General features: G+C 63.9%; 20 protein-coding genes and 1 tRNA gene. 9 read left to right on the top strand and 12 right to left on the bottom strand.

Features of this window, described 5'->3' with window-relative positions; translation table 11 throughout:
- The 3 genes from NFG57_RS20280 to NFG57_RS20290 are packed head-to-tail and all read right to left on the bottom strand — an operon-like array spanning nt 1 to nt 2,764.
- Nucleotides 1-1,284: a TRAP transporter large permease gene (locus NFG57_RS20280; RefSeq protein WP_348815070.1), complete on the bottom strand. Its 1,284-nt coding sequence runs from the start codon at nt 1,282-1,284 to the stop codon at nt 1-3.
- Nucleotides 1,281-1,781, bottom strand: a complete 501-nt coding sequence (locus NFG57_RS20285; RefSeq protein WP_348816208.1) for a TRAP transporter small permease subunit — start codon at nt 1,779-1,781, stop codon at nt 1,281-1,283. Before NFG57_RS20285 ends, NFG57_RS20280 begins: the two co-directional genes overlap by 4 nt.
- Before the next feature lie 5 nt (nt 1,782-1,786).
- A complete protein-coding gene (locus tag NFG57_RS20290; protein WP_124804577.1) occupies nt 1,787-2,764 on the bottom strand; it encodes a DctP family TRAP transporter solute-binding subunit in 978 nt (325 codons plus the stop codon).
- A gap of 398 nt (nt 2,765-3,162) precedes the next feature.
- Between NFG57_RS20290 and NFG57_RS20295 the strand changes: the two genes are divergently transcribed.
- Nucleotides 3,163-4,371, top strand: a complete 1,209-nt coding sequence (locus NFG57_RS20295; protein ID WP_348815071.1) for a M24 family metallopeptidase — start codon at nt 3,163-3,165, stop codon at nt 4,369-4,371.
- 13 nt (nt 4,372-4,384) lie between these two features.
- Here the strand turns inward: NFG57_RS20295 and NFG57_RS20300 are convergent, their stop codons facing one another.
- Nucleotides 4,385-5,281: a LysR family transcriptional regulator gene (locus tag NFG57_RS20300; RefSeq protein WP_348815072.1), complete on the bottom strand. Its 897-nt coding sequence runs from the start codon at nt 5,279-5,281 to the stop codon at nt 4,385-4,387.
- A gap of 270 nt (nt 5,282-5,551) precedes the next feature.
- Between NFG57_RS20300 and NFG57_RS20305 the strand changes: the two genes are divergently transcribed.
- The 3 genes from NFG57_RS20305 to NFG57_RS20315 all read left to right on the top strand — a co-directional run bounded on the left by NFG57_RS20305 (nt 5,552) and on the right by NFG57_RS20315 (nt 10,659).
- The gene (locus tag NFG57_RS20305; protein WP_348815073.1) at nt 5,552-7,033 is read left to right on the top strand and encodes a sodium:solute symporter family protein; all 1,482 of its coding nucleotides are present in this window, start codon (nt 5,552-5,554) and stop codon (nt 7,031-7,033) included.
- Between the two features lie 337 nt (nt 7,034-7,370).
- Nucleotides 7,371-9,362, top strand: a complete 1,992-nt coding sequence (locus NFG57_RS20310) for a nitrate- and nitrite sensing domain-containing protein (RefSeq protein ID WP_348815074.1) — start codon at nt 7,371-7,373, stop codon at nt 9,360-9,362.
- A 166-nt stretch (nt 9,363-9,528) separates the two neighbouring features.
- Nucleotides 9,529-10,659 (top strand): polysaccharide lyase family 7 protein, encoded by a 1,131-nt coding sequence (locus NFG57_RS20315; protein ID WP_348815075.1) that lies wholly within the window; start codon nt 9,529-9,531, stop codon nt 10,657-10,659.
- Between the two features lie 333 nt (nt 10,660-10,992).
- Here the strand turns inward: NFG57_RS20315 and NFG57_RS20320 are convergent.
- Nucleotides 10,993-11,069, bottom strand: a tRNA-Arg gene (locus tag NFG57_RS20320).
- A gap of 242 nt (nt 11,070-11,311) precedes the next feature.
- Here NFG57_RS20320 and NFG57_RS20325 point away from each other — a divergent pair.
- Nucleotides 11,312-12,181, top strand: a complete 870-nt coding sequence (locus NFG57_RS20325; protein WP_348815076.1) for a c-type cytochrome — start codon at nt 11,312-11,314, stop codon at nt 12,179-12,181.
- A gap of 152 nt (nt 12,182-12,333) precedes the next feature.
- On the opposite strand, the gene rep is transcribed toward NFG57_RS20325, so the two are convergent.
- The 3 genes from rep to pyrE form a co-directional block, all read right to left on the bottom strand.
- Nucleotides 12,334-14,400 (bottom strand): DNA helicase Rep, encoded by a 2,067-nt coding sequence (gene rep, locus NFG57_RS20330; protein ID WP_108450089.1) that lies wholly within the window; start codon nt 14,398-14,400, stop codon nt 12,334-12,336.
- On the bottom strand, nt 14,397-14,897 hold the full coding sequence (trmL, locus tag NFG57_RS20335) for a tRNA (uridine(34)/cytosine(34)/5-carboxymethylaminomethyluridine(34)-2'-O)-methyltransferase TrmL (protein ID WP_253554681.1): 501 nt from the start codon (nt 14,895-14,897) through the stop codon (nt 14,397-14,399). Before trmL ends, rep begins: the two co-directional genes overlap by 4 nt.
- A gap of 98 nt (nt 14,898-14,995) precedes the next feature.
- The gene (pyrE, locus tag NFG57_RS20340; RefSeq protein ID WP_222568763.1) at nt 14,996-15,685 is read right to left on the bottom strand and encodes an orotate phosphoribosyltransferase; all 690 of its coding nucleotides are present in this window, start codon (nt 15,683-15,685) and stop codon (nt 14,996-14,998) included.
- Nucleotides 15,686-15,803: 118 nt separating this feature from the next.
- Here pyrE and NFG57_RS20345 point away from each other — a divergent pair, with 118 nt between their 5' ends.
- Nucleotides 15,804-16,571: an exodeoxyribonuclease III gene (locus NFG57_RS20345; RefSeq protein WP_045992107.1), complete on the top strand. Its 768-nt coding sequence runs from the start codon at nt 15,804-15,806 to the stop codon at nt 16,569-16,571.
- Between the two features lie 109 nt (nt 16,572-16,680).
- Here NFG57_RS20345 and rph read toward each other — a convergent pair whose 3' ends face one another.
- Nucleotides 16,681-17,418 (bottom strand): ribonuclease PH, encoded by a 738-nt coding sequence (rph, locus tag NFG57_RS20350; protein WP_045992108.1) that lies wholly within the window; start codon nt 17,416-17,418, stop codon nt 16,681-16,683.
- A 212-nt stretch (nt 17,419-17,630) separates the two neighbouring features.
- Between rph and NFG57_RS20355 the strand changes: the two genes are divergently transcribed.
- Nucleotides 17,631-18,494 carry a YicC/YloC family endoribonuclease gene (locus tag NFG57_RS20355; RefSeq protein ID WP_222516286.1) on the top strand — a complete coding sequence of 288 codons (864 nt, stop codon included), beginning with the start codon at nt 17,631-17,633 and terminating at the stop codon, nt 18,492-18,494.
- 330 nt (nt 18,495-18,824) lie between these two features.
- Here the strand turns inward: NFG57_RS20355 and NFG57_RS20360 are convergent, their stop codons facing one another.
- The gene (locus NFG57_RS20360) at nt 18,825-19,661 is read right to left on the bottom strand and encodes a LysR family transcriptional regulator (RefSeq protein ID WP_348815077.1); all 837 of its coding nucleotides are present in this window, start codon (nt 19,659-19,661) and stop codon (nt 18,825-18,827) included.
- Nucleotides 19,662-19,775: 114 nt separating this feature from the next.
- On the opposite strand from NFG57_RS20360, the gene NFG57_RS20365 reads away from it, so the two are divergent.
- Nucleotides 19,776-21,542, top strand: a complete 1,767-nt coding sequence (locus NFG57_RS20365) for a SulP family inorganic anion transporter (protein ID WP_348815078.1) — start codon at nt 19,776-19,778, stop codon at nt 21,540-21,542.
- A gap of 42 nt (nt 21,543-21,584) precedes the next feature.
- Here NFG57_RS20365 and NFG57_RS20370 read toward each other — a convergent pair whose 3' ends face one another.
- A complete protein-coding gene (locus tag NFG57_RS20370) occupies nt 21,585-22,874 on the bottom strand; it encodes an aminotransferase class V-fold PLP-dependent enzyme (protein WP_348815079.1) in 1,290 nt (429 codons plus the stop codon).
- 330 nt (nt 22,875-23,204) lie between these two features.
- Here NFG57_RS20370 and NFG57_RS20375 point away from each other — a divergent pair, with 330 nt between their 5' ends.
- Nucleotides 23,205-23,921 (top strand): GntR family transcriptional regulator, encoded by a 717-nt coding sequence (locus NFG57_RS20375; protein WP_348815080.1) that lies wholly within the window; start codon nt 23,205-23,207, stop codon nt 23,919-23,921.
- Nucleotides 23,922-24,059: 138 nt separating this feature from the next.
- Here NFG57_RS20375 and NFG57_RS20380 read toward each other — a convergent pair whose 3' ends face one another.
- Entirely contained in the window at nt 24,060-25,304 is a 1,245-nt protein-coding gene (locus NFG57_RS20380; protein ID WP_348815081.1) for a cysteine desulfurase-like protein, read from the bottom strand.
- Between the last annotated feature and the right edge of the window lie 50 nt (nt 25,305-25,354).

The raw sequence follows: 25,354 nt of genomic DNA on the forward strand, positions 1-25,354 counted from the left end.
TCACTCCATCAGGTTCGGCAGGAACAGCACGATGTCGGGCACAAAGGTGATCAGCAGCAGTACCGCGACCATCGCCCCGAGCATCAGCCCCAGGTAGCGCAACGACTCCATCACGCTGATTCCGGCGATGCGGCAGGCGGCCATCAGGTCGACCCCCAGCGGCGGGGTGTTGGCGCCGATCGCCAGGTTCACCGTCAGCAGCACCCCGAAGTGCACCGGGTCGATGCCGTACGGCACCAGCAGCGGCATGACGATGGGGGTGATGATGATGATGATGGCGATGCTTTCCATGAAGGAGCCGAGCACCAGCAACACCACGGTCAGCAGCAACAGTACGCCGTAGCGGCTGTCGGTGATCTCGCCGATCAGTGTGGCGATGGCCTGGGGCACCTGTTCGTAGGTCAGACCCCAGGCGAACATGCCGGCGGCACCGATGATGACCAGGATGGCGCCGGAGGTCTCCGCGGTGGCGATGACGCTGTCGACGATGTCCCGAAGGCTCAGGCTGCGATAGACCAGGGTGCCGACGATCAGCGCATAGACGATGGCCGAGGCGGCGGCTTCGGTGGGGGTGAAGACGCCGAAGCGGATGCCACCGATGATCAGCACCGGCACCAGCAGCGCCGGCAGGGCGGCGATAAAGGCACGCTTGCGCTCGCCGGGCTCGGGCCGGGTACCACCGGACCAGCCGTTGCGGCGTGACACATAGATGGCCACCCCCACCAGCGCCAGGGTCAAAAGCAGGCCGGGGATCACGCCGCCCATGAATAGCTTGCCCACCGAGGTGTTGGAGGTGGTGCCGTAGACGATCATCACGATGCTCGGCGGGATCACTGTGCCGATGGAGCTGGCGGTGCCCACCAGGGCGCTGCTGAAGCCGCGGTGATAGCCGCTGCGCTGCATCGCCGGCAGCAGCATGCTGCCGATGGCAATGACGTCGGCAACGCCAGAGCCTGACAGCGCCCCGAACATCATGCAGGCCAGCACCGCGACCACCGCCAGGCCGCCGCGGATGTCGCCCACCAGCGCCATGCACAGACGCACCAGACGCTGGGTCAGTCCGGCGTGATTCATCAACTGGGCGGCCATCACGAACAGCGGAATGGCCAGCAGGGTGAAGCTCTCCATGCCCGCCACGAACTGCTGGGCAGAGACCATCATCGGCGCCGCGCCGAACATCAGCAGATAGGACAGCACCGCCAGGATCAGGCCGAAGGCGATGGGAATGTCGATCAGGATCGCCAGGGCGAAGACGCCCACCAGGGTCAAGGCACCAAGGGTCATGCGTCGCCCTCCTGTGGCAGCGGCTGGCGCGCCAGCAGATGGTCACACTGCGCCAGCGCCATGCCGGCGCAGCACACCGGCACCGACAGATACACCAGCCCCGCAGGTAGCTGCAGCGCCGTGGTGGTCTGGCTCATGGTCAGCCAGGCCAGGTCCCAGCCGGCCTTGGCCAGCAACAGCAGCATCACCAGCAGCAGCAGGTCGGTGGCCCGGGTGATCCCTCTGCGAACGGCGGGGGAACTCACCAGCAGCGGCATCAGTCCGGCGCTCAGGTGGCTGCGCTTGTAGGTGCAGGCCACGCCGGCCAGCAGCGCGGTCCACACCAGCACCAGCTGGGGCAGCTCTTCGGCCCAGTGGGGCGGTGCCCCCACCACCCAGCGCATGAACACCGAGTAGGCCACCAGCGCCGCCAGCAGGGCGGCGCCGATGCCGGCCAGCGCCAGGCACAGGCGCGAGACGAGGCGCGCCACGGGATGCAGCAGGCGGTGCACGGTCATCGCGCTCACTGCCCTTCGCGATAGCGCTTCACCAGCGCCATCAGGTCGCTGCCAAAGACGTCTTCGTAGTCGGCCCAGACGCCCTGGACGGCGGCATTGAACGGCGCGGTATCGACCTCATTGACGCTCATGCCTTCGGCCTCGAGCTCGGCCACCAGACGCGAGTCGTCCTCCTGGGTCATGCGGCGCTGTTCGTCACGCCAGTTGTCGGCCAACTGCTGGACTACCGCCTGGTCGTCCTCGGACAGGCGCTGCCAGACGTTGTTGGCGACGGTCAGGCAGGCCGGTGCCCATACGTGTCCAGTCAGCGAGACGTAGTCCTGGACCTCGAAGAAGGACGAGGAGTGGATGATCGACAGCGGGTTTTCCTGGGCGTCGAACACCCCCTGCTGCAGCGCCGAGTAGAGCTCGCCGAAGGACAGCGGAGCCGGACTCGCGCCAAGCGCGGTGAAGGTATCCAGGCGCATCTTGTCCGGGGTTACCCGGATCTTTAGGCCGGCCAGGTCCTCGGGGGTCTCGACCGGGCCCTGGTTGTTGGTGACGTGGCGGAAGCCGTTCTCCCACCAGGACAGGATCTTCATGTTGTAGTCGGAAGCGATGGCTTCCAGCGCCTCGCCCAGCTCGCCGTCGTAGGCGGCGTAGGCGTCCTGGCGGTCCGCCCAGGAGTAGGGCAGCTCGACGATGCCGAAGCGGGCGTCCAGCGGTTGGAAGGAGCCGCAGCCGATCACCCCGGCGGGCACGCTGCCGATCTGCATGCCTTCGACCATGGTCTTTTCGTTGCCGAGCTGGCCGCTGGGGAAGACCTGGAAGTTGACGCGACCCTCGGTGGCCTCGCGCACCTCGTCGGCGAAGCCTTCGGCGGCGATATGCCAGCTATGGGTCGGGGCCAGCACGTGGCCGAGCTTGATGTCGAGGGCCTGGGCCGAGGTGGAAAGACCGGCGAAGGCGCCAAGCGCCAGCAGGGGGAGCATCCTGGAGGTCATGGGGGTACCCGTTGAGTCGTTGTGATTGTGATCTGGGCCCGCCACCGCTTTGTTAACGGCAAGACAGGCGTCACTTGAGACTCGGCCAGGTAGGCGTATTAGACAATTTTCAAGATTTTATGCTTTGCATAAGTCTGATTTATGCAAGGCCGTTGGAAAGAAGTCAGGGTGGCCCTTCGACAGGCCTGGGGCAGCAACCACAAGCGCTTCCAGACACTCCTTTAACGCACTGTTCAAGCGATATTTTTCTGGCGCAAATGGGGGCATTTGCGGTTGTGATTGGCGCCGTTGACGGCTCCACGGCGATAGTCGATCCAGCGTGGTGGTCAGCGTCGAGGCTGGCGCCAGCGCAGGATGAGAACCACCGCCCTGTCGGCCAAGAATTACAAGGAGCCCCTATGCAACTGCCCTCTCTGATCGAGATCCCCAACGGTGAAAAGGTCACCCCCACCTTCAGCGACGCCGAGATGCAGGGCCGCCTGGCCCGTCTGCGCCAGCACATGGCCGAGCAGCAGGTCGATGCCGTGGTCCTGACCTCCTACCACAACATCAATTACTTCAGTGACTTCGTCTATTGTCGCTTCGGCCGCGACTACGGATTGGTGGTGACCCAGGAAGGCTTTACTACCGTCAGCGCCAACATCGACGGCGGCCAACCGTATCGGCGCAACCGTCTGGGCGACAACATCGTCTACACCGACTGGCAGAAGGACAACTTCTTCAAGGCCACCATGCGGCTATGCGAAGGCAAACGACGCATCGGGGTGGAGTTCGACCATCTGACCCTGGCCAACCGCGACAAGCTGGAAAGCGCCCTTGGCGAGGTGGAGCTGGTCGACATCGGCGTACCCACCATGCAGATGCGCATGATCAAGTCCGCCGAAGAGATCGCGCTGATCCGTCAGGGGGCGCGTATCGCCGACGTGGGCGGTGTCGCGGTACGCGACGCCATCGCCGCCGGGGTGCCCGAGTACGAAGTGGCGCTGGCCGGCCAGAGCGCCATGGTGCGCGAGATCGCCAAGACCTACCCGCAGAGCGAGCTGATGGATACCTGGGTGTGGTTCCAGTCCGGCATCAACACCGACGGCGCCCACAATCCGGTCACCAGCCGTCGCGTGCGTCCCGGCGACATCCTGAGCCTGAACACCTTCCCGATGATCTCGGGCTACTACACGGCGCTGGAGCGCACCCTGTTCTGCGAGCACGCAAGCGATGCCCATCTGCGGCTGTGGGAGATCAACTGCGAGGTCCACGAGCGCGGACAGCAGCTGATTCGCCCCGGCGCCCGCTGCAGCGACATCGCCCACGAGCTCAACGAGATCTTCGCCAGACACGACGTCCTCAAGTACCGCACCTTTGGCTACGGGCACTCCTTCGGCACCCTGAGCCACTACTATGGCCGCGAGGCGGGTCTCGAACTGCGCGAGGACATCGACACCGTACTGGAGCCCAACATGGTGGTGTCGATGGAGCCCATGCTGATGATTCCCGAAGGCCAGCCCGGCGCCGGTGGCTACCGCGAGCACGACATCCTGGTGGTCAAGGAAGACGGCGCCGACAATATCACCGGCTTCCCCTACGGGCCGGCGCACAACATCGTGGGTTGAACCGATCCGGCGATCACCGGCCGGGACGTGACATGGGGGGCCGCTCGCCCCCCATGTCGGCGAGCCCGGCCCTGAGGTAGTCCAGCACGTGGTGCGCCGCCACGGACAGCTCGCCGGTCTGGTAGTGCAGGCCGAAGGTGACCCGCCCAAGCTCGGGCAGCCGGTCCGCCCCATCCACGCAGTGCAAGTGGTCGGGGCTGACGCTGCGCGCCAGGGCGGTCACGCCCAGGCCCTCCTCCACCGCGGTGAAGATACCGAGCAGGCTGGTACTGGCGTAGTTCACCCGATAGGGCATCGCCCTGGCCCTCAACGCCGCTTCCGCCGCCGAGCGGTACAGGCACCCCAGGGGATAGGTAACCAGAGGCAGCGGCGCTTCACCCTCGAGCAATGCCGTGTCGCCGACCACCCAGACCAGGTCATCTACCCGGATATCCCGAGCATCGCGATCATCGTCGACCCTTTCCGGCTCCATCACCAGGGCGATATCGTAGTGGTGCCTGTGAAAACGCTGGAGTATGACCCTGCTGATCTCACAGTCGACCTCGACCTCGATATTGGGGTAGACCCGCGCCAGATTCCTCAGCACTCGCGGCACAAATGCCAGCTCGAAATCGTTGGGAATACCTAGCCTTACCTTGCCACTGACGCCCCCTCCGCAAAGCTTCTCCACCAGCCGGTCATTGATCGCCAGCATGGCTCTGGCTTCCTGGTAGAGATAGTCACCATCCTGGGTCATTTCCAGCTGACTTCCGCGCAGAAACAGGCGAGTACCCAGCATCTCCTCGAGCTTCTTCATCTGCAGGCTGATGGCGGGCTGAGAACGCCCCAGGCGCTCTCCTGCCGCGGTAAAGCCTCCCAGCTCATTGATGGTCACGAAGGTACGCAATAACTCACTCGGTATCGTCTTCAACCTGGGGCCTCATTGGCATAGATCATGCATCGATTTGTCGTTCTTATTGGTCGCATCAGCGGCAAGAAAATACCTTGAATCTGTCGATGGAAATCGACGCTACCTCTCGACGACTGCCGATTGTCGACGTCCAACAACAAACAATAGAGGCTTCCTCATGAACTCCTGGGTATTGACCACCTTTGCCATTCTAACGCTCTACATGCTGATTCACACCGGTGCAGCCTACCTGCGTCGAGAACTCAAGGCCCGCCAACCGAGGTGACGCACATGGACTCCTTTACCCTGTTCAATTGGGCGCTTCTGCTGATGACCTTCGGCCTGATGCTCTATCTGGGCTACCTGTCCTCGCGGCGCATGCACAAGGATGACGCCGCCGGCTTCCTGGTCGCCGGGCGCTCGCTGGGGGCCTTCGTCGGTGCCGGTACCATCGTTGCCACCGGATTCAGCGGCTGGGGCTTCATGGGCTCGCCCGGGGTCACCTACCAGTTTGGTGCCATCGAGGTGCTGGGCAACTTCTTCTTTGCACCGGCGATGGTCATCGCGGTGCTCTACTTCGCCCGCTTCATGCAGCGCAAGGCGATCGAGATGGGCAGCAACACCATCCCCGAGTACATCGGCCAGTCCCACGGCGGCGGCGCCATGGGGCGAGTGCTGCAGGCGGTATCGGCGATCATCACCGTGGTGCTGCTGCTGGTCTTCCTGACCAGTCAGATCAAGGCGGTGGGGCTTCTGGGTGCCAGCTGGCTGGGCATCGAGCTCGACCAGAGCGCCATGCTGATGGTCGGGGTGATCATCCTCTACACCATGCTCGGGGGGCTGGCCGCGGTGGCCTGGACCGACACCATCATGGTCTGGGGCATGGCCCTGGCGGCGGTCATCATCGTCATCCAGATGCTGACCACCATTGACTTGAACGAGTGGGAAAGCGGCTTGAACGCCATCGACCCGGAGCTGTTGAACCCGACCAACGGGGCCCACTACGGCGCCTCCCGAGGCAACGTCTTCCTGGTCCTGCCCTACGCCTTTCTGTTCGCGGCGGTGCTGCCGTTCATGGCGATCCGCTTCCTGGCCTTCAAGCCCGAGGTCAAGCTGCACAAGGTCGGCATCTACGTCGCGGTGCTCGGCGGCCTGCTCAGTCTGATTCCGCTGGTCGGGCTCTACGTCAGGGTCAAGCTGCCGGGCCTGGCGGACCCCGACAGCGCCATGCCGGTCTATCTCGAGCAGTTCATGCATCCGGCGATCCAGGGCGTCATCACCTTGTTCATCATCTTCGCCATGAAGTCCACCGCCAACTCCCTTTTGCACACCGTGGCCTCCAGCGTCTCCCATGACCTGCGCCTGGCGATCTTTGCCGAACGCCAGCCTTCGGCACGGCGTGTCCTGGGCCTGAACCGGGCCGCGGTGCTGGTGCTCGGGGTGCTGGCGCTGCTGATGATGCTCTACGCACCGCCCTTCATGCTGTCCTGGCTCGGCATCCTTGGCACCGGCACCCTGCTCGCCAGCCTGATCGGACCGGTGTTCATCTCGACCTTCTGGCAGGGCTCGGCCTGGGGGGCGCTGGCGGCCATGCTCGGCGGCTTCTTCACCAGCGGCTACATGATGCTGTTCGCCGATGTGGGCTGGTTGATCGGTCCGCTGACCGGTTGCGTGGTGTCGTCGGCTCTGTATATCGGCGTGACCCTCGTCGGTCGCAGCCATCGCGCCCATGCCCGCCATCCGAACGCATCCCTCCCTGACCACCCTGCTTGACCGAAGACCCCCCCCCGACTCGCCTCAGGACCAGAGTTCTGAGGTTTGGGCAAAAAGACAGGCCGCCTTCCGAGGCGGCCATTCTCGTGAAACCTCCGTCATCCAGCGAATAGTCGCGGTCGAACCTGAGCATCAGGGCCGAGAACCCGCTGCTCTCATGACCCAGATCATTGGTGCAAAGCGCTTTAGCATATTCCTCTCAACTTGACGCTTTCATGGGTCGATAACCCTGGCATCGCTGCTAATCGGAGGCAGTCCGAGCGATGAGCAAGCCAGGAAATGACTTCGCTCATGCCATGACTGCCGGTTGGCCCCTCCCAGCATGAGCCCGCTGCCAATGACATCACTCCTTGATCGCCTGACCATGGGAAGAAAGTTCTTCCTGGTGCTTTTCTTGCCGCTGCTTTCCATCCTGTGGATGACGCTCTCCACGGTGCTGGAACGTCAGGCGGTCGTTACCCGGATGGACAATCTTCAAGAGGTGGCGATCCTCGGGCGTCATTCGGCCAATCTGGTGCACGAACTTCAGCGCGAACGGGGGATGACGGCCGCCTTTCTCAGCAGTCAGGGCCGCAACTATCATACAGAGCTACCGGTGCAACGTGAGGCGACCAATACCCAGGCCGAATCATTTGACCGCTACATCGCTGACATCGATTTTTCCCACCACGACCCTCGAATCGAAGCACAGGTCGATCTGGCAAAGCGTCTGCTTGAGGAGAAGGATGACCTACGGCGTAAGGTCGATGGTCTCGACATCTCTGCCGAAGCATCGACGGACGCTTATACCAACATCAACGAGGCGCTGATCGATATCGTCGCCAAGCTGACCTTTGGCGTCGATCAAGGAGAAGTCGCCCGTCAGCTGACGGCCTATTACGACCTTTTGAACATCAAGGAGCTGGCCGGCATAGAACGGGCGGTACTGGCGGCATCTTTCAGCGCCGACGCGATATCGCCAGTAATGTTCAGGAAGCTGCTTTCGTTGATCGTGAAGTCCGATGTGCACAAGAAGAACTTCTTCGAGCTTTCATCACCGAGGGTTCAGGAGGAGCTCAAGACGCTGACCGACAGCGCACTTGGCGAGCGTTTGAATGCCATGCGCAGCGTGGTCCTCGAAAAGGCCTCAAGCGGCGGCTTCGGTATCGATCACCAGGAGTGGTTCGAGGCCCAGACCGAGTATATTGATGGCATTCAGCAGATCTCCCGGTCGGCAGAGCAGTACCTCCTGGCACGTATTGACGACTTGCAGAAAGCGTCCTTCAGCTACCTGCTCAAGCACGCCCTGGTCATGCTTGCCGTCCTGCTCGTCACCCTTGCCTTTTCGATCATCACCGCCCGCAGCGTGGTGCGTCCTCTAAAGATTGCCCTGATGGACATCAGCGAGCAGAAGGATGATCTGACCAAGCGACTGGCGGTCCCTGGCAAGGACGAGCTGTCTCAGCTTTACCGCGCCTTCAACGACTCGCTGAGCAATATTGCCAGCCTGGTGGTCAACCTGAAGAAGAGCGCCAGCGCCGCCGAGGCGGTCAGTGGAGAAATCACCAGGGGCAACCAGGACCTGGCGAGCAGAACGGAGCAGCAGGCGGCCTCACTGATCCAGACCGCTTCCAGCATGGAGCAGATCACCGCCACCGTGAAGCAGACCTCGGACTCCGCTCGCCAGGCGCAGGAAATGACCCGTGAAGTCGCCTGCCGCGCCAACGACCTGAGCCAGACCGCCGCCCAGACCCACACGGCCATGGAACAGATTCGCGACGCCAACCAGGAAGTCACCAGGATCGTCGAGGCCATCGACGACATCGCCTTCCAGACCAATATTCTGGCCCTGAACGCTTCGGTGGAGGCGGCACGCGCCGGCGACCAGGGACGAGGGTTTTCGGTGGTGGCCTCGGAGGTGCAGAAACTCGCCAGCCGCTGCGCAGAGGAAGCCACCCTGATCCGCCGGTTGATCACCACCAGTACGCAGCGGGACGACAAGGGGGAGCGACTGGTGGCTTCCACCAGCGAGGCGCTGGTCACCATCTCCGAGCATGCCCAGCAGACGGCGACCCTGGTGTCGGAGATTTCCACCGCGGCGACCGAGCAGTCGCTGGGTATCGAACAGATCACTCAGGCACTGGCGCAACTCGAGGACGTCACCCAGCGCAACACCGGCCTGGTCGAACGCGTTGCCACCGCCAGCGAGTCCCTCGACAAGCGGGCTCGCGACATGGCCTCGCTGGTGGGCCGCTTCAAGGTCGATGTGCCAACGGCCCTTCACGCCACGTCGGAAGACGGGCCGCTTATCGGCTCACCCCAGGCCACCCTTGTCGACTGCCACGCATAGGCCCTACAGGTTCCCCGCCTTGCCGCCCTTCCGGGCGGCTTTTTTTATCAGGCATGGAACCCATTCAAACAAAACCTCGTTTTATTTTTAATGAATCATCTTTGACAATATTGAAACGCAATTCTAGCCTTGCTGATGCCACCCCAGCACAACAAGGAACAACGCCGTGCTCGAACACGACCATCTCAGCCGTTTTCTCTCCCACCGCCATTCCCTTTGCCAGCCCCTTTACCAGTCTCTTCGACACCCCCTTCGCAAGCCCCTGATCGTCGCGCTGTCGGCCCTGGCCGTCTCCTCCTTCGGTGTCTCCTCCATGGCCGCCGCCGAGGGTACGCCACCGGCGCAGGTCTTCGACCTGACGACCTGGAAGTTGACCCTGCCCATGGACGCTGACGGCGACGACGACGTCGACGAGATATCGGTCGGCGAGCTTCAGTCCTATCAACATCCGGACTACTACTATCTGAACGACAACAATCATCTGGTCTTCGTGACCCCCAACAGCGCCTTCACCACCCCCAATTCCAGCAATGCGCGCACGGAACTGCGCCAGATGCTGGCCGGCGCCGACGACGCCTTCGGCCCCAAGGCACCTGAGCAGAACTTTGCCCTCGCCTCCCACCCCGAGGCTGACCGATACGCCCAGATCGGCGGCTACCTCAATGCCACGCTGCGGGTCGATCACGTCGCCGAGCGCACCGACAAGCCCGACCGGGCAGCGGCCTACTCGGTGGTCATCGGCCAGATCCACGCCGGCAAGGACGAAGCGGTGCTGGCCCAGGACAATGGCTTCGGCCACGGCAACGAACCGCTGAAGATCTACTACAAGAAGTTTCCCGACCACGAGACCGGCTCGGTGTTCTGGAACTACGAACGCAACCTCGAGAAGGATGACCCCGAGCGCATCGATATCAGCCACGCGGTGTGGGGCAACGACTGGAGCGGCAGCGAGGATCCGGGCGAGGCGGGCATCGCCCTGGGCGAGAGCTTCCGCTATCGGGTCGAGGTCAAGGACGACGTCATGCACCTGACCTTCGCGTCAGACGGCCACCCCACCCGCACCTTCGAGCAGAACCTGGCCGACAACGTCGGTCCCGACGGCGTGGTCGACGAGGCCGACCATCCGCACGGCTACGCCGGTGACTGGATGTACTTCAAGGCGGGTTCCTATAACCAGTGCAACACCAAGCCGGAATCTGGCGCCTGCCTGGGTACCGGGGTGTGGGAGACGGACCTGCAACACGGCGACTACGCCCAGGTCGTGTTCAGCGAGCTGGATAGCGGCCCGGTCGAGTAAGCGTCCAGCGAGCGCCCGGTAACGTCCACGCCAGAGAAGAGCAACGTCCACGCCAGAGAAGCGTAACGTTCACGCCAGGAGCGAAGCTGCCGCTTGCTCCTGGCCAACGGCGCTTGGCAACAAAGGCCGACTTGATCCAGATCAGCAAAGGCGCTTTCGCCTCAAGGGCGAACTTCGGCAGAAAACCGTGCACTTTCAAGCATGTGCTCGTGCAGCAATGGGCAAATTCAACGGCAGTGAATGGCCCGATTCGAGCGCTCGATGCCCCCCTGCCGACCTACCCTCCAGACATGAAAAAGGGCCTACGACAGCGTCGTAAGCCCTTGAATTCTATGGCGCGCCCTAAAGGATTCGAACCTTTGACCTTTGCCTCCGGAGGGCAACGCTCTATCCAGCTGAGCTAAGGGCGCGCGGTGCCGCCTGAACCTGTCACGCGGCGAGCCATATCCTACCTTGCGCACCCGCCGGTGTCCACCCAAGGCCATGCCCAAGCCCCGCAGCGCCACCTTCCCGGCGACGGGCGACATTTTCCCGTCTCGAGCGATCTCGCTATACTGCCGGCACAGCGTGACGCCCGGCGATAGGGACGATGGCCGTGCTCGGCGCCACCAACAATAACTTCCATCAAGCGACCGTTACAGAGGTGGTGAGAGTGAAATCCAGCAAGCTGATCATGGGGTGTCTGATCACCCTGGGCCTGGGCTCCGGCCAGGCGATGGCACAGGACGATGCCGAGCGTGACGCCATGGCCGAGCGCCTGGCCCCGGTAGGTTCTGTGTGCCTCGAAGGCCAGGAATGCGGCAGCGCCATGGCCGCCGCGTCAGGCGGCGGTGACGCCGCAGCGTCGGGCGGTGGCGTCGATGGCGAAGCCGTCTACGGCGGCATCTGCATGGCCTGCCACGATACCGGCGTCGCCGGTGCACCCAAGCGCGGCGACGAAGCGGCCTGGGCCGAACGCACCACCAAGGGCTTCGACACCCTGCTGGATCACGCTCTTAACGGTTTCAATGCGATGCCGGCCCGTGGCGGCAACCCGAACCTGTCCGATGAAGAAGTCCATGCGGCGGTGGCCTACCTGGTCGAGCCGGTGATGGAAGTGCCGTCAAGCGACGCAGGCGCCAGCGAGGCGGCCCCTGCCGAAGAGACAGCATCGGACGACAGCGCCGCTGCCGGTGACGAAGCAGCAGGTGAGGGCGCTGCCGCCACCGATGCGGCTGGCGACGAAGCAGGTGGCGGCGACGCCGCTGCGGCCGATGCGGGCTCTGCCGAGGTCGACCCGGCGGTGGCGGCCATCGATGGTGAAGCGGTCTACGGCGGCATCTGCATGGCGTGCCATGAAGCCGGCGTCGCCGGCGCCCCGGTTCGCGGTGACGCCGCCGCCTGGGAACCGCGCCTGGCCAAGGGCATGGACACCCTCTATGACCACGCCATCAACGGCTTCAACGCGATGCCGCCCAAGGGTGGCAACCCGAGTCTGTCCGATGACGAGATCAAGGCGGCCGTCATTTACATGACCCAGTAAATCGACTCACGCGATATAGCAGCGGGGCGCCCATGGGCGCCCCGTTTGCGTTGGTCTGCTGGCGAGGCCTGGTCCTGCACTCGGGTCGTGCCAAGCCTTGATGCCATCGGGCTTATCCACAGCCTGTGGCGATCCAGCGACTGTGGATGGATTCAGTCCAGCAGCGAGCGCAGCCCGGCGATGGCGCTCTTGCCCCGCTCCTGCTTGCGCTCGGGGTCTTCCCGATCGGCGCGTCCTTCCCACTCCAGATCATCCGGCGGCAACTCGTCGAGGAAGCGACTGGGGGCGCAGTCCATCAGCTCACCGTAGGCCTTGCGCTGGCGCGCCAGCGTCATGGTCAGGGTACGCCGGGCACGGGTGATACCAACGTAGGCCAGGCGGCGCTCTTCCTCCACGGTGCCGGCCTCGATGGAGTTGCGGTGAGGCAACAGCTCTTCCTCGAGGCCCATCAGGTAGACGTGGGGGAACTCGAGGCCCTTGGAGGCGTGCATGGTCAGCAATTGCACACGATCCGAGTCATCTTCTTCCGCCTGTTGCTCGAGGATATCGCGCAATACCAGGCGCGAGATCGCCGATTCCACGTCGTCGGTTTCGGTATCGGTGCTGGCGGTGTTCTCTTCCGGATCGGCCTGCATCGACTTCTCGAGCTGGTCGATCAGGATCCACACGTTGGCCATGCGCCGCTCGGCGATGGTGGGGGCGCTGGCGTTCTGGTAGAGCCAGGCCTCGTAGTCCATCTCGCGCATCATCTCGCGGATCGCGGCGATGGCGTCGCCCTGGTCCATGCGGCGGCGCACCCCATCGATAAAGTGGGTGAACCGCGTAAGCCGCTCCACCGCGCGGGCCGGCAGCTGCTCGGCCAGCCCCAGCTCGTGACAGGCGGCGAACAACGATACGCCGCGCTCGGTGGCGTAGTTGGCGAGCTTCTCCAGGGTGGTCGGGCCGATCTCGCGACGCGGCACGTTGACGATACGCAGGAAGGCGTTGTCGTCGGCCGGATTGATCAACAGCCGCAGGTAGGCCATGGCGTCCTTGATCTCGCCCCGGGAGAAGAACGAGGTGCCGCCGGACAGCTTGTAGGGAATCTGGTAGTGCTGCAGCTTCAATTCCAGCAGGCGCGCCTGGAAGTTGCCACGGTAGAGCACCGCGAAGTCACGCCATTCGGCGCGCTCCTTGATCCGGCGGGTCAGGATCTCGCTGGCGACCCGCTCGGTCTCTGCCTCCTCGTGGCGCGTGACCACCACCCGGATCGGATCGCCCTGGCCCATGTCCGACCACAGGGTCTTGTCGTAGACGTGGGGGTTGTTGGCGATCAGGGTGTTGGCGGCGCGCAGGATGGTGCCGGTGGAGCGGTAGTTCTGCTCCAGCTTGATCACCTTGAGCCGCGGAAAGTCCTCGCCCAGGGTCACCAGGTTCTCCGGCCGGGCACCGCGCCAGGCGTAGATCGACTGGTCATCGTCGCCGACCACGGTGAAGGTCTGGCGCTCGGCCATCAGCATGCGTACCAGCATGTACTGGCTGACGTTGGTGTCCTGATACTCGTCCACCAGCATGTAGTGGATCTTGCGCCGCCAGCGGGCCAGCGCCTCGGGGTCGTCGCGCAGCAACACCACCGGCAGCAGAATCAGGTCATCAAAGTCCACCGCGTTGTAGGCCTTGAGGTGGCGAACATAGGCCTCGTAGACCCGGGCGGCGTACTGCTCGTCTTCGGTGGCGGCGTGGGACAGCGCCTGGCCGGGCAGGATCAGGTCGTTCTTCCAGTTGGAGATCACCGCCTGGACCTGATTGATCTGATCGGCGTCGACCTGGGCGTCCTTGTTCATCAGGTCGCGCAGCAGCGCCTTGGCGTCTTCCGGGTCGAACAGCGAAAAGCCCGGCTTGTAGCCCAGTGCCTTGAGTTCGCCGCGAATGATGTTGAGGCCGAGCGTGTGGAAGGTCGACACCGTCAGGCCGTGGCCTTCACGCCCCTGCAGCATCGAGCTGACCCGCTCCTTCATCTCGCGGGCAGCCTTGTTGGTAAAGGTCACCGCGGCGATGCGCCGGGCGCTCATGCCGCACTCCTGGATCAGGTAGGCGATCTTGGTAGTGATCACGCTGGTCTTGCCGGAGCCTGCCCCGGCCAGCACCAGGCAGGGACCGTCGATGAAGTGCACGGCCTCGCGCTGACGCGGGTTGAGGCCGCGGATACGTTCGCGGATCGTCTTCACAGGTGCGTTCATGCGTCGTCCTGGGCGCCGGGCTGGACATCGAGTCGCGCCGCGCCGTCGAAATCGAGTTGTCGCCAGGCCTCGAACACCAGCACCGCACAGGCGTTGGACAGGTTCAGGCTGCGGCTGTCCGGCAGCATCGGGATCCGCAGGCGCTGCTCCGGCGGCAGTGCATCGAGCATCGCCTGGGGCAGGCCACGGGTCTCGGGGCCGAACACCAGGGCGTCGCCGGAACGATAGTCGGGCTCATGGTAACCACGCCGCCCACGGGTCGAGACGGCGAAGACCCGAGAGGGCGAAACCTCGTCGAGGAACGTCTGCCAGTCGGCGTGGACCCGGACCCGCGCCCACTCATGGTAGTCCAGCCCCGCGCGCCTGAGGCGCTTATCGTCTAGGGTAAAGCCTAACGGCTCAATAAGGTGCAGGCGAAATCCGGTATTGGCGCACAGGCGTATCAGATTGCCGGTGTTCGGCGGAATCTCGGGTTGATAGAGCACCACGTCGAGCATTGGACATCACCAGGATCGCGGCGGAGGACGATGTGAGGCAGGGAGATCACCGAGGCCCTCCAGGGAGGAAGACCTCGGCGCAAGGAAGCCATAGCGACTCAGGCGCTGACGCCGTAGCGTTCGCGGTAGGCGCGGATGGCGTCGGCGTGGGGTTTGAGGGTATCGCCCCCGCTCTGTTCGAGGTAGGCCAGCACCTGGTCGAGGCCAACGATGCTGACCACCGGGATGCCGAACTCGGCCTGCACCTGCTGGATGGCGCTCTTGTCGGTGTCGTCACTGGCGCGCTCCTGCCGGTCCAGCGCCACCACCACCCCGGCGGCCTGGGCGCCGGCGCCGTCGATCAGCCCCATCACCTCACGGATCGCCGTACCGGCGGTGATCACGTCATCGATGATCATGATACGACCGTCGAGCGCGGCCCCGACGATGTTGCCGCCTTCGCCGTGGTCCTTGGCCTCCTTGCGATTGAACGCAAAGGGCAGATCACGGTCATGATGGTCAGCCAGCGCCACGGCGGTGGTCGCCGCCAGCGAAATGCCCTTGTAGGCCGGACCGAACAGCACGTCGGCCCCGATCCCGCTTTGCTCGATGGCCTTGGCGTAGAAGCGCCCGAGGCGCGCCAGGGCGCGGCCGGTCTTGAACAGGCCGGCGTTGAAGAAGTACGGGCTCACCCGCCCCGACTTCAGGGTGAACTCACCGAAACTGAGCACGCCCTCGCCGATGGCGAACTCGATGAACTCCCGCTGGTAGGGATGAAGGCGCGCCGCGCCTGGCGGTTGAGGTGCCATGTCAGCCACGAGGCCTCCTGTCCAATTGCCTGGCCTTATCACGTTTTTCTCGACCGGCCATTTACCCAAACGTCGAAACGTCGGGTATCATACACGCGCGACGCAAAAGGGACCACGTATGAAAATCGCCACCATCAATGTAAACGGCATCCGCGAGGCCGTCGGTCGAGGCTTTCTCGACTGGCTCGCCAACCAGGACGCCGACGTTGTCTGCGTCCAGAACATCAAGGCCAAAAGCTTCGAGCTGGACGACAGCATTCTTTATCCTGAGGGCTACGAGGGTTACTTCCTCGACGCCGAACAGGACGGTTTCTCAGGGGTCGGCCTCTACTGCCGCAAGATCCCCAAGGCCATCATGTACGGCCTGGGCTTCCCCCAGTGCGACCATGAAGGACGCTTTCTGCAGGCCGACTACGATCGCTTCTCGATCGCCAGCTTCCTGATGCCCGACGGCAGCGATCCTGACGCCAAGCAGGCGTTCATGGCTCAGTACCAGGAGTACCTGTCGAAGATGGCTCGCAAGCGCCGCGAGTACATCATCTGCGGCACCTGGCACATCGCCCACAAGACCATCGATCTGGCCAACTGGGCCGACAACCAGACGACGCCCGGCTTCAAGGCCGAAGAGCGCGCCTGGATGGACCAGGTGTTCGGCCCCACCGGCTTCATCGACACCTTCCGCGAGATCAACCGCGACGGTGACGAGTACACCTGGTGGCCGGCGCTGGACCAGGATCAGCCGCGCTCCCGTCAGGAGGGCTGGCGCCTGGACTACCAGATCGTCGGGCCGAACTTCCGTCGCCATATCACCGACGCCTGGATCGACTACGACGCCACCTTCTCGGAGTTCGCGCCGCTGATCGTCGAGTACGACCTGCAACTGTAAGCCTCCCTTCGTCGCCGTCTGGCCCGGGTCCGGGGCCGGACACGAAAGCGCCGGCCCCTCAGGGGGCCGGCGCCTTCGTTCATGCGACGCATCTCGTCACGGCGACCGCTCAGGCGCGATTGCCGAGCGCCTCACGCTGGTGCTCGAACAGTTCGTTCCCGGCCTTTTCGGCCAGATCCAGCATGGCGTTGAGCTGACCACGGGTGAAGGTGCCGGACTCCGCGGTGCCCTGGACTTCGATCAGCTCGCCGGATTCGCTCAGCACCACGTTCATGTCGGTATCGGCGCTGGAGTCTTCCGGGTAGTCGAGATCCACCACCGGCTGACCGCGATAGAGCCCCACCGACACCGAGCTTACCAGCTGCGAAAAGGGGTCGGTCTTGATCAGCTTCTCGCGCTGCAGGTAGCGGATGGCGTCGATCAGTGCCACGCAGCCCCCGGTAATCGAAGCGGTACGCGTGCCACCATCGGCCTGGATCACGTCGCAGTCCACGGTGATGGTGAACTCGCCAAGCTTCTTCAGGTTCACCGCCGCGCGCAGCGAACGCCCGATCAGACGCTGGATCTCCAGGGTGCGACCGCCCTGCTTGCCGCGTGACGCCTCGCGCCCGCTGCGCGAGTGGGTCGCTCTCGGCAGCATGCCGTACTCGGCGGTGACCCAGCCCTGCTTCTTGCCCCGCAACCAGCGCGGCACGCCGGCCTCGACGCTGGCGTTGCACAGCACCTTGGTATCACCGAACTCGACCAGCACCGAGCCTTCGGCGTGGCGGGTGTAGTCACGGGTGAGACGAATCTCGCGAGTCTGGTCAAAAGCGCGTCCGCTGGGACGACGGATGTCCGTGGACATGGCACCTCTCTTGGTCGACACGCCTCTTGCCGCGGCATCGCCTGGCGCAGCGAAGGGGACGACGTCGATCATGGAATGGAAAACGAAGGCCGCCCATTCTACACGCCTTGGCCGATGAATCGGGTACACTGCGCTCACCGGTGTCGAGCCCACCCTCGACGGCCCTGCGACACCACCGTGCCCGACACCAGGAAATCGCCAGGAGACCCGCCATGGTTCACAGCATGACCGCCTTTTCGCGCCAGGACCTCGAGGCCGAGTGGGGCAGCCTGCAGCTCGAGCTGCGCAGCGTGAACCAGCGCTACCTGGAGCCGCACTTCCGTCTGCCCGAGGCCCTGCGTGACCTCGAACCCGGCTTCCGCGACGCCCTGCGCAAGCGCCTGGCCCGGGGCAAGATCGAGTGCACCCTGCGCTTCGATGCCAGCGACAAGAGCGACAGCCTGAGCGTCAACCACGAGCGCCTCACCGCCCTGTCATCGGCACTGGCCGAGGTACGCGCCACCCTGCCCGAGGTGCACATGCCCGACGCCCTGGCCATGCTCGGCCATCCTGGGGTGCTCGAAGGCGGTGGGCTCGATCTGGACGCGGTCAAGCAAGCCGCCAACCAGATGTTCAAGCAGGCCCTGAATGACCTGGTGGAAGGCCGTGCGCGGGAAGGCGAGCAGCTCAAGGCGCTGATCGAGGAGCGCCTGGCGGCCATCCATGAGCTGGTGGCCGAGGTACGCGAAAGGATGCCGCAGATCCTCGAACGCCAGCGCACCCAGCTCGAGGAGAAGCTCGCCAACCTCAACGTCGAGCTCGACCCCCACCGGCTCGAGGCCGAGGTGGTGCTGATGGCCCAGAAGGCCGACGTCGCCGAGGAGCTCGACCGCCTCGATACCCACGTCACCGAAGTCGGCCGCCAGCTCAAGCAAAAGGGCCCCATCGGCCGCCGCCTGGACTTCCTGATGCAAGAGCTGAACCGCGAGGCCAACACCCTGTCATCCAAGTCCGTGGTCGCCGACACCACCCGCTGCGCGGTGGAATTGAAGGTGCTGATCGAGCAGATGCGCGAGCAGATTCAGAATATTGAGTGAGGGCCGCTGTATCCGCCAAGGCCAGCCGAGCATTCAGCACAGAAGACGCCTTGACCCTGGTTAGCGCATCCACTTGACTGTGAATCAAGTGGATTGGGAGTTCCCGGTCGGCGCTACAGCCTCGGTGGTTTCACTGGGACTTTTCGCTTTTTGTATCCACCGTTTTTCCAAGTCGATCAGTGTGGGTAGGGGCGACTTGGCTCAACCGTGTTCCAGCGGTTTTTGGAGAACCGGATGGTCATGGTTCGATGATCCGACAGGGTGATGATGCCAAGACACCAGGCACGATGACGCAGCGACCTGCGCAAGCAACACAGACTCCATAGCAGATCACCCCAGATGCTCGATCAACTCGCCGATCAATTCGCGGTGCTCGCCGTGCCAGTGGTAGGCCACATAGGCCTTTAGCTCGATGACGGGCGCGTCCTTGACCACGAACAGCCGCTGCCGGTCACACCAGGGGGCGACGATGTCCTGCGGCAGGTAGGCGGCGCCGCCACACTCAAGCAGCAGGCCGAGGGCGATGCGGCCGCTGTTGACCCTGCCTCGCGCCAGTTGGCGCTGCGGAAAGCTGCTCTCGTGGATGCTGGCAAACGCCGTGCCCCACTCGACCCGGATGTAGCCTTCGCCCACCGCCTGCTCGGCGCTTCTATCCGGCTGGCTTGAGACCATCACCAGCGGGATGGTCGCCACCTCCTCGACCCCTACGCCACTGATGCGCGGGGTGTCGTAGAGGAAGCCGACGTCGACCATGTTGCGCTCCAGCTTCTCGACCACCCGCAGCGGGGTGCTCTCTTCGGCACGAACGCCCAGGGTCGGGTAGGCGCGATAGATGGTGGCGAGCCAGTCCTGCAGGAAGATATCCCAGAGGCTGGCGACCCCCGCCACCACCAGACGCCGCTGGTGCCGCTCGCTCAGGGCGGTGTCCTCGTAGGCTCTTTCCCAGGCGTCGAGCAGAAAGCGGGCGTGACGCTCCATGCGCTCCCCGGCCGGGGTCAAACCGATGTGGTGATGGCCGCGGCTGAACAGCGACAACCCCAGCTGCGCCTCGAGTTGACGAATGCGTGCGCTGACCGTCGAGGGCGAGACACAGAGGCTCTCTGCGGCCTTGCCGAAATTGCGCAGCCGGCTGACCTCGAGAAAGGTCTTCAGCAGTTGGGTATCCACGGCTCACCTATGCGGTTTTTTTGTTCAGGAAGCGCAAAAAATTTTGTTTTTCAGGATACCCGCATTTCTCTAGGCTTGCCCGACCCCTTACTTCTGCCCACCTGAGGTTCCGCCATGGCGTCTTCCCCCAAGCGTTATCTGCACTTCCTGCGCTGGGGACGAGGCCTCGACCGCCGCACCCTATCGGCGGACATGATGGCGGGCCTGACCGGCGCCATCCTGGTACTGCCACAGGGTGTGGCCTATGCCTTCATCGCCGGACTGCCACCGGAGGTCGGGCTCTACACGGCGATCGTCGCGGCCACGGTGGCCGCGCTGTTCGGCAGTTCCTGGCACATGATCTCAGGCCCCACCGCGGCGCTCTCCATCGTGCTGGCCAGCGTGATCGGCGGCCTCGGCACGCTGACACCCGACCAATACCTGGGAGCGGCACTGACCATCACGCTCCTGGTCGGACTGATCCAGCTGGCCATGGGGCTCTTGCGCCTCGGCAATCTGGTGAGTTTCATCTCCCACACGGTGGTCATCGGCTTCACTTCTGGTGCGGCCATCCTGATCGCCACCAGTCAGATGGAGCACCTGCTTGGCGTGTCCATCGACGCTCAGGGATTCCTGGCCGAGCTGTCAGCGCTGTTCCGGGCGCTGCCGGATATCAACCTCTACGCATTGGCCATCGGGCTGATCTCGCTGATCACCTCGCTGGTAGCACGACGCCTCCATCGTCGTAGTCCTCACCTGCTGCTGGGCCTGGCCGCCGGCAGCCTGGCCTGCTGGTTGATGGATGGCGCCGCCCACGGTGTGGCGCTGGTCGGCGCCCTGCCCGGGACCCTGCCACCCGTTACGCTGCCCGAACTGACGCCGGACAGCCTGCGCGTGCTGACCTCCGGCGCCTTCGCCATTGCCCTGCTGGGGCTGATCGAAGCGGTATCCATCGCCCGCGCCATTGCCCTGCGCTCGCGTCAGGTGATCGACGGCAATCAGGAATTCATCGGCCAGGGCCTGTCCAATATCGTGGGGGGGTTCTTCTCCTGCTACGCCAGTTCGGGCTCCTTCACCCGCTCCGGTGCCAACTACGACGCAGGCGCCCGCACTCCGCTGGCCTCGGTGTTCGCCGCCCTGCTGCTATCGCTGATCCTGATCTTCGCCCCGGGCATCGCCGCCTACCTGCCGCTACCCGCCATGGCTGGAGGCATCCTGTTGATCGCCTGGAACCTGATCGACGTCCAGCACATCGTCCATCTGGTACGCGTCAGTCGCCACGAGGCGATGGTGCTGGTCGCTACCGTCTCCGCTACCCTGCTGGTGGCACTGGAGTTCGCCATCTATATCGGCGTGCTGCTGTCACTGGTGCTCTATCTAAAGCGCACCTCTCGTCCCACCGTGCTGGAAGTGGCGCCGCGCCAGGATCATCCCCGGCGGATCATCCGCAACGTCAGGCGCTACCAGCTCGAGCAGTGTCCACAGCTCAAGATACTGCGCATCGACGGCTCGCTGTTCTTCGGCGCCACCGACCACGTACAGCGGCATCTTCGCGCCTTCACCGCCGAGCCGGGCTCCCGTGCGCTGATCATCGGCAAGGGCATCAATTTCATCGACACGGCGGGCGTGGAGATGCTGCTGCAGGAGGTCCGTCGCCTGACGGACCAGGGGGGCGAGCTGATGATCAGCTCGCTCAAGGGTACGGTGATGGATGAGCTGTGCCGTCGCGGGGATCTGAAGCGAATCGGCGAAGCGCGCTTCTTCGAGACCACCGAGGCGGCCATCACCTCCATTACCCCGGCGCTGGATCCAGACGTCTGCCAGGGCTGCGCCAAGCGTGTCTTCGGCGAGTGCGCGTCGAAGCCCTCGCCTGAACTCGGTGTCCTGGCAAGCCAGGTCTGATCAGCGGCGCCCGGAATGGGCAATTCGGCGGGGCCGCCAGATTCAGGCTCCGAGGACGTCCTTCAGCGCCGCCAGACAGGCGTCCACTTCCTCCAGGGTGTTGTAGTGGGCCAATGACACCCGGGTGACCGAGGGCAGGCCCAGGGGGCGCAGGATATTGCCGGAGTAGGCGTCGTCCTTGCGGGCGTGGACGCGAATGCCACGCTCGCCAAGCTCGGCGACGATCTCCAGTGCGTCTCGGTCCTTCACGCAAAACGAGACCGCCCCCTCCCGCCAGGGCGAGTCCGCCTCGCCGATCAGGGTCACTCCGGGCAGGTCCCTGAGTCCGGTGACGCCATCGGCGCCGTCGATCAGCCGACGCATCAGCGCCGCCTCCTGATCATGCATGGCCTGGCCGGTGGCCAGTAGCCGCTGCCGGCGCTCGCTCTTGTCAGTGAAATGTCCTCCCAACCACTCGAGATAGCGGACCATCTCGTGGGCGCCGGCCCAGGCGGCAGGATCGCGGCTACCGAGCTCCCAGGCGTCTTCCGGCTTGCCCGCCAGGCGATCATGATCGACGCAGCTCAGTCGCGGCGAGACCCAGGCGTAGCCGTCGTTGAACGGGCAGAACACCTTGTACAGCGACACCGCGTAGGCATCGACGCCGTAGTGCGATACCAACAACGCACCATGGGGGGCATGCTGGATGCCATCGACGATGATGTAGCAGTCCGGTGCGATGACGCGAATCGCCTCGGCGATGGCGGCCACGTCCTGGGTCATGCCGGTCACCGGGCTGGTGTGCAAAATGGTGGCCACACGGGTCTCCGGCGTCACGACGCGGGCATAGTCCTCGGCGGTGGCGCGCCCCTGATGCGGATCGAAGGGCACCGTCAACCGCTGCCTGCCGGTGCGCCTTGCCCACTGCGCGGTGGCGTCAAAGGTGGCGGGGTGCTCGAGCTCGCAGGCGACGATGTTGCCACCCGCTGGCGCGGCACTGGCGGCGGCGCGAATCACCCGGAACAGGCACTCGGTGCCGGTCTCGCCGCCAAACACGATGCCGTCCTCCACCCCCAGCAGGCTGGCCATGGCGTGACGGCCTTCATCGATCATGCACGAAATGGCCCGGGAAGCGTCATTGTCGCGATGATCGTTGTCCGGCAGCGCGGCCACTTCTGCCATGCGTGCCACCACGGCCTTGAGCGTCAGAGATCCGCCGGCGTTCTCGAAGAATATCCGGGGGCCGGTGTAGGGGCAGCGGTCGACGTGGTGAAAGCGAGCGCGCACCTGACTCATCAGGGCGTCGTCAAATACCGCCACGCTCGCCTTGATGGAAGGCTTCAATGTCTGCATCTGATCGTTCCTTGGTGGCAGCGGAACAGCAAACCTCACCCCCAGCCGGGCGCCAGAACGAGGCAAGGGACGCTACCCGATCCTTCCTGGTTCGTCCGGAGTTATCGAGAAGCTTGCTCATAGTAGTACGCCCTGGCTGACCGGATGGCAAAAATGCAGCACACTGGGCGCCTGAACTTTGGTCGATCCAACGTTACCGTTCGAGTGACATCGTGATAATCTGTCCCTTGCACGACGGCCGTAAATTGACGCTATTTCACCTTTCACAATGCTCAACCATCCCGGTGATTTTCCCCTGATGATGGGCGAGCCTTCTGGCGAGACAATGCCATGACGAGTGACGCCACCTCCGCTGCACCATCCAAGCCGGAAGCCCTGGCCGAGGAGCTCGTCTATGACCGCATCGTCGACGCCCTGATCGACAAGCGTCTGCGTCCCGGCGAGCGTTTGAACGAAGCCAAGCTCGCCAGTGCCTTCAAGACGCCGCGTAGCCGGGTACGTCGCGCACTAAATCGGCTGACGGCGGAACGCCTGGTACGCTTCGAGATGCACCGGGGCGCCTTCGTCTCGCTGCCATCGGTGAAGGAAGCCTACGATATCTTCGAGACGCGGCTGCATATCGAGGGCGCAGTAGCGCGGATCGCCTGCGAGCGCATCGACGCCGAAGGTATCGCCACGCTACGTCGCCACCTGGCGCTGGAGCACCAGGTCTTCGAGGAGCACCAGCCCAGCGTCAATCGCATCTCCGGTGACTTTCACCTGATGCTGGCGGAGCTGACCGGCAATGACGAGCTGATTGCCATCGTGCGCCCGATCATTCGACGCTTCTGCATCATCCAGTCGCTCTACGAACGCTCCACCGGCGTGCTGTGCCTTACCCACGAGCATCAGTCCCTGGTCGACCTGATCGAGAAGCGCGACGCCGAGGGCGCCGCCGCGTCGATGATGGAGCACTGTCGCCACATCTTCTACAGCCTGGACCTGTCCGAGCGCCGCCGCGCCGAGGCCAACATCTACGATATCGACATCGACGATCCGCTGGTCTAAAGGGCCGGCCAGGCCGAAAAACCAACGCAAGCAGGAGACAAGGCCGGCCCTGAGCCTGGAATATGCGTAGCAGAAAAGGGGCCAGAAGCCCCTTTTCTGCATTTCCACGACGTCATTGCCAGATTCTGGCCCACGCCATCAGAGCGCTGCGTCCAGCGCCTCGATCAGTCGGTCCACCTCGGCCTCGGTGTTGTAGTGCACCATGGACACCCGCACCACGCCCTGGATGTCCATCAGACCGAGGTCCTCGGTCAGGCGGCGGGCGTAGAAGTCGCCGTAGCGGATTCCTACCTTGGCCTCGTCGATCTTGCGCACGATCTCGTCAGACTGATGCCCTTCCACGGTAAAGCTGATGGTCGCGACGCGATGTTCGATATCGGCATCCCGCCTCCCGATGATGCGAATGCCTTCTTTTCCAGAAAGATAATCGAGCAGCTTCTTGCTCAATATCGCTTCATGGTTGGCGATGGCATCGAAGGATGTTTCCAGCTTTTTCCGCTTATCACTTTCACCACTATCGCCCGTCAGCGAGGTCAGATAATCCAGGATACCGGTGGCGGCGTAGGTCAGCTCGTAGTTGGGATTTCCCGGCTCCATCTTTCCTGGAATCTGCTCACGTGTGAAGAAATGATGGTAGATATTATCCAACTCCAGCAGGCACTCCTTTTTCACATAGAGCACCGCGTGGTGGGGACCGAATACCTTGTAAAGACTGAAGCCATAGTAGTCGACATCCCAGTCCTGGACGTCGATGGCCCGGTGCGGGGCGAAGGCCACCCCATCGACACAGATGCGAGCACCGGCGTCGTGGGCCATGGCGGCGATCCGCTTGATCGGATTGATGGTGCCGAGCAGGTTGGAGACGTGGGTTACGCAGACCAGGCGGGTGCGCTCGTTGAGCAGTTCCGCCAGGGTGTCCAGCTCCAGCTCCAGGGTCTCGGGATTGCAGTTCCAGAAGCGCAGCTTGACGCCGCGCTGCTCGAGGCGCATCCAGGGGCCGACGTGGCTCTCGTGGTCGGTGTTGGTGACGATGATCTCGTCGCCCGGGGCGAACTGGCTGGCCATGGCGTCGGCCAGCAGGCGGAACTGGATGGTCGAACTGGGACCGAACACCAGCTCTTCCACGTGGCGAGCATTGACCAGCGTCGCCACCGCCTGGCGACCAGCGTCGACCTTGGCCTTGGAATTCTGGCTGGGGGCGTAGCTCGCGCCGAGCTGCACGTTGTCGCCCAGCAGGTAGTCGCTGATCCGCTCCACCACCATTTTCGGCACCTGGGCGCCGCCGGCGTTGTCCATGAACACCCAGTCGCTTTCAAGCGAGGGAAACTGGGCTCTGACGTGTGTCAGATCAAGGCGAGCGTCTGAGGATGAATCGAGTGACATGGGAAGTCCTTGAATTGGGGTCGAGAGGCGATACATGGACGTCGAGAGAC

The organism is Halomonas sp. H10-59 (assembly GCF_040070555.1).
In the GTDB taxonomy this organism is placed as follows: domain Bacteria; phylum Pseudomonadota; class Gammaproteobacteria; order Pseudomonadales; family Halomonadaceae; genus Halomonas; species Halomonas litopenaei.

What these genes read in the sequence shown, in the direction of transcription:
- NFG57_RS20280 (WP_348815070.1), bottom strand. Translation starts at nt 1,284, where the DNA reads ATGACCCTTGGTGCCTTGACCCTGGTGGGCGTCTTCGCCCTGGCGATC.
- NFG57_RS20285 (WP_348816208.1), bottom strand. Translation starts at nt 1,781, where the DNA reads ATGACCGTGCACCGCCTGCTGCATCCCGTGGCGCGCCTCGTCTCGCGC.
- NFG57_RS20290 (WP_124804577.1), bottom strand. Translation starts at nt 2,764, where the DNA reads ATGACCTCCAGGATGCTCCCCCTGCTGGCGCTTGGCGCCTTCGCCGGT.
- NFG57_RS20295 (WP_348815071.1), top strand. Translation starts at nt 3,163, where the DNA reads ATGCAACTGCCCTCTCTGATCGAGATCCCCAACGGTGAAAAGGTCACC.
- NFG57_RS20305 (WP_348815073.1), top strand. Translation starts at nt 5,552, where the DNA reads ATGGACTCCTTTACCCTGTTCAATTGGGCGCTTCTGCTGATGACCTTC.
- NFG57_RS20310 (WP_348815074.1), top strand. Translation starts at nt 7,371, where the DNA reads ATGACATCACTCCTTGATCGCCTGACCATGGGAAGAAAGTTCTTCCTG.
- rep (WP_108450089.1), bottom strand. Translation starts at nt 14,400, where the DNA reads ATGAACGCACCTGTGAAGACGATCCGCGAACGTATCCGCGGCCTCAAC.
- trmL (WP_253554681.1), bottom strand. Translation starts at nt 14,897, where the DNA reads ATGCTCGACGTGGTGCTCTATCAACCCGAGATTCCGCCGAACACCGGC.
- pyrE (WP_222568763.1), bottom strand. Translation starts at nt 15,685, where the DNA reads ATGGCACCTCAACCGCCAGGCGCGGCGCGCCTTCATCCCTACCAGCGG.
- NFG57_RS20345 (WP_045992107.1), top strand. Translation starts at nt 15,804, where the DNA reads ATGAAAATCGCCACCATCAATGTAAACGGCATCCGCGAGGCCGTCGGT.
- rph (WP_045992108.1), bottom strand. Translation starts at nt 17,418, where the DNA reads ATGTCCACGGACATCCGTCGTCCCAGCGGACGCGCTTTTGACCAGACT.
- NFG57_RS20355 (WP_222516286.1), top strand. Translation starts at nt 17,631, where the DNA reads ATGGTTCACAGCATGACCGCCTTTTCGCGCCAGGACCTCGAGGCCGAG.
- NFG57_RS20365 (WP_348815078.1), top strand. Translation starts at nt 19,776, where the DNA reads ATGGCGTCTTCCCCCAAGCGTTATCTGCACTTCCTGCGCTGGGGACGA.
- NFG57_RS20370 (WP_348815079.1), bottom strand. Translation starts at nt 22,874, where the DNA reads ATGCAGACATTGAAGCCTTCCATCAAGGCGAGCGTGGCGGTATTTGAC.
- NFG57_RS20375 (WP_348815080.1), top strand. Translation starts at nt 23,205, where the DNA reads ATGACGAGTGACGCCACCTCCGCTGCACCATCCAAGCCGGAAGCCCTG.
- NFG57_RS20380 (WP_348815081.1), bottom strand. Translation starts at nt 25,304, where the DNA reads ATGTCACTCGATTCATCCTCAGACGCTCGCCTTGATCTGACACACGTC.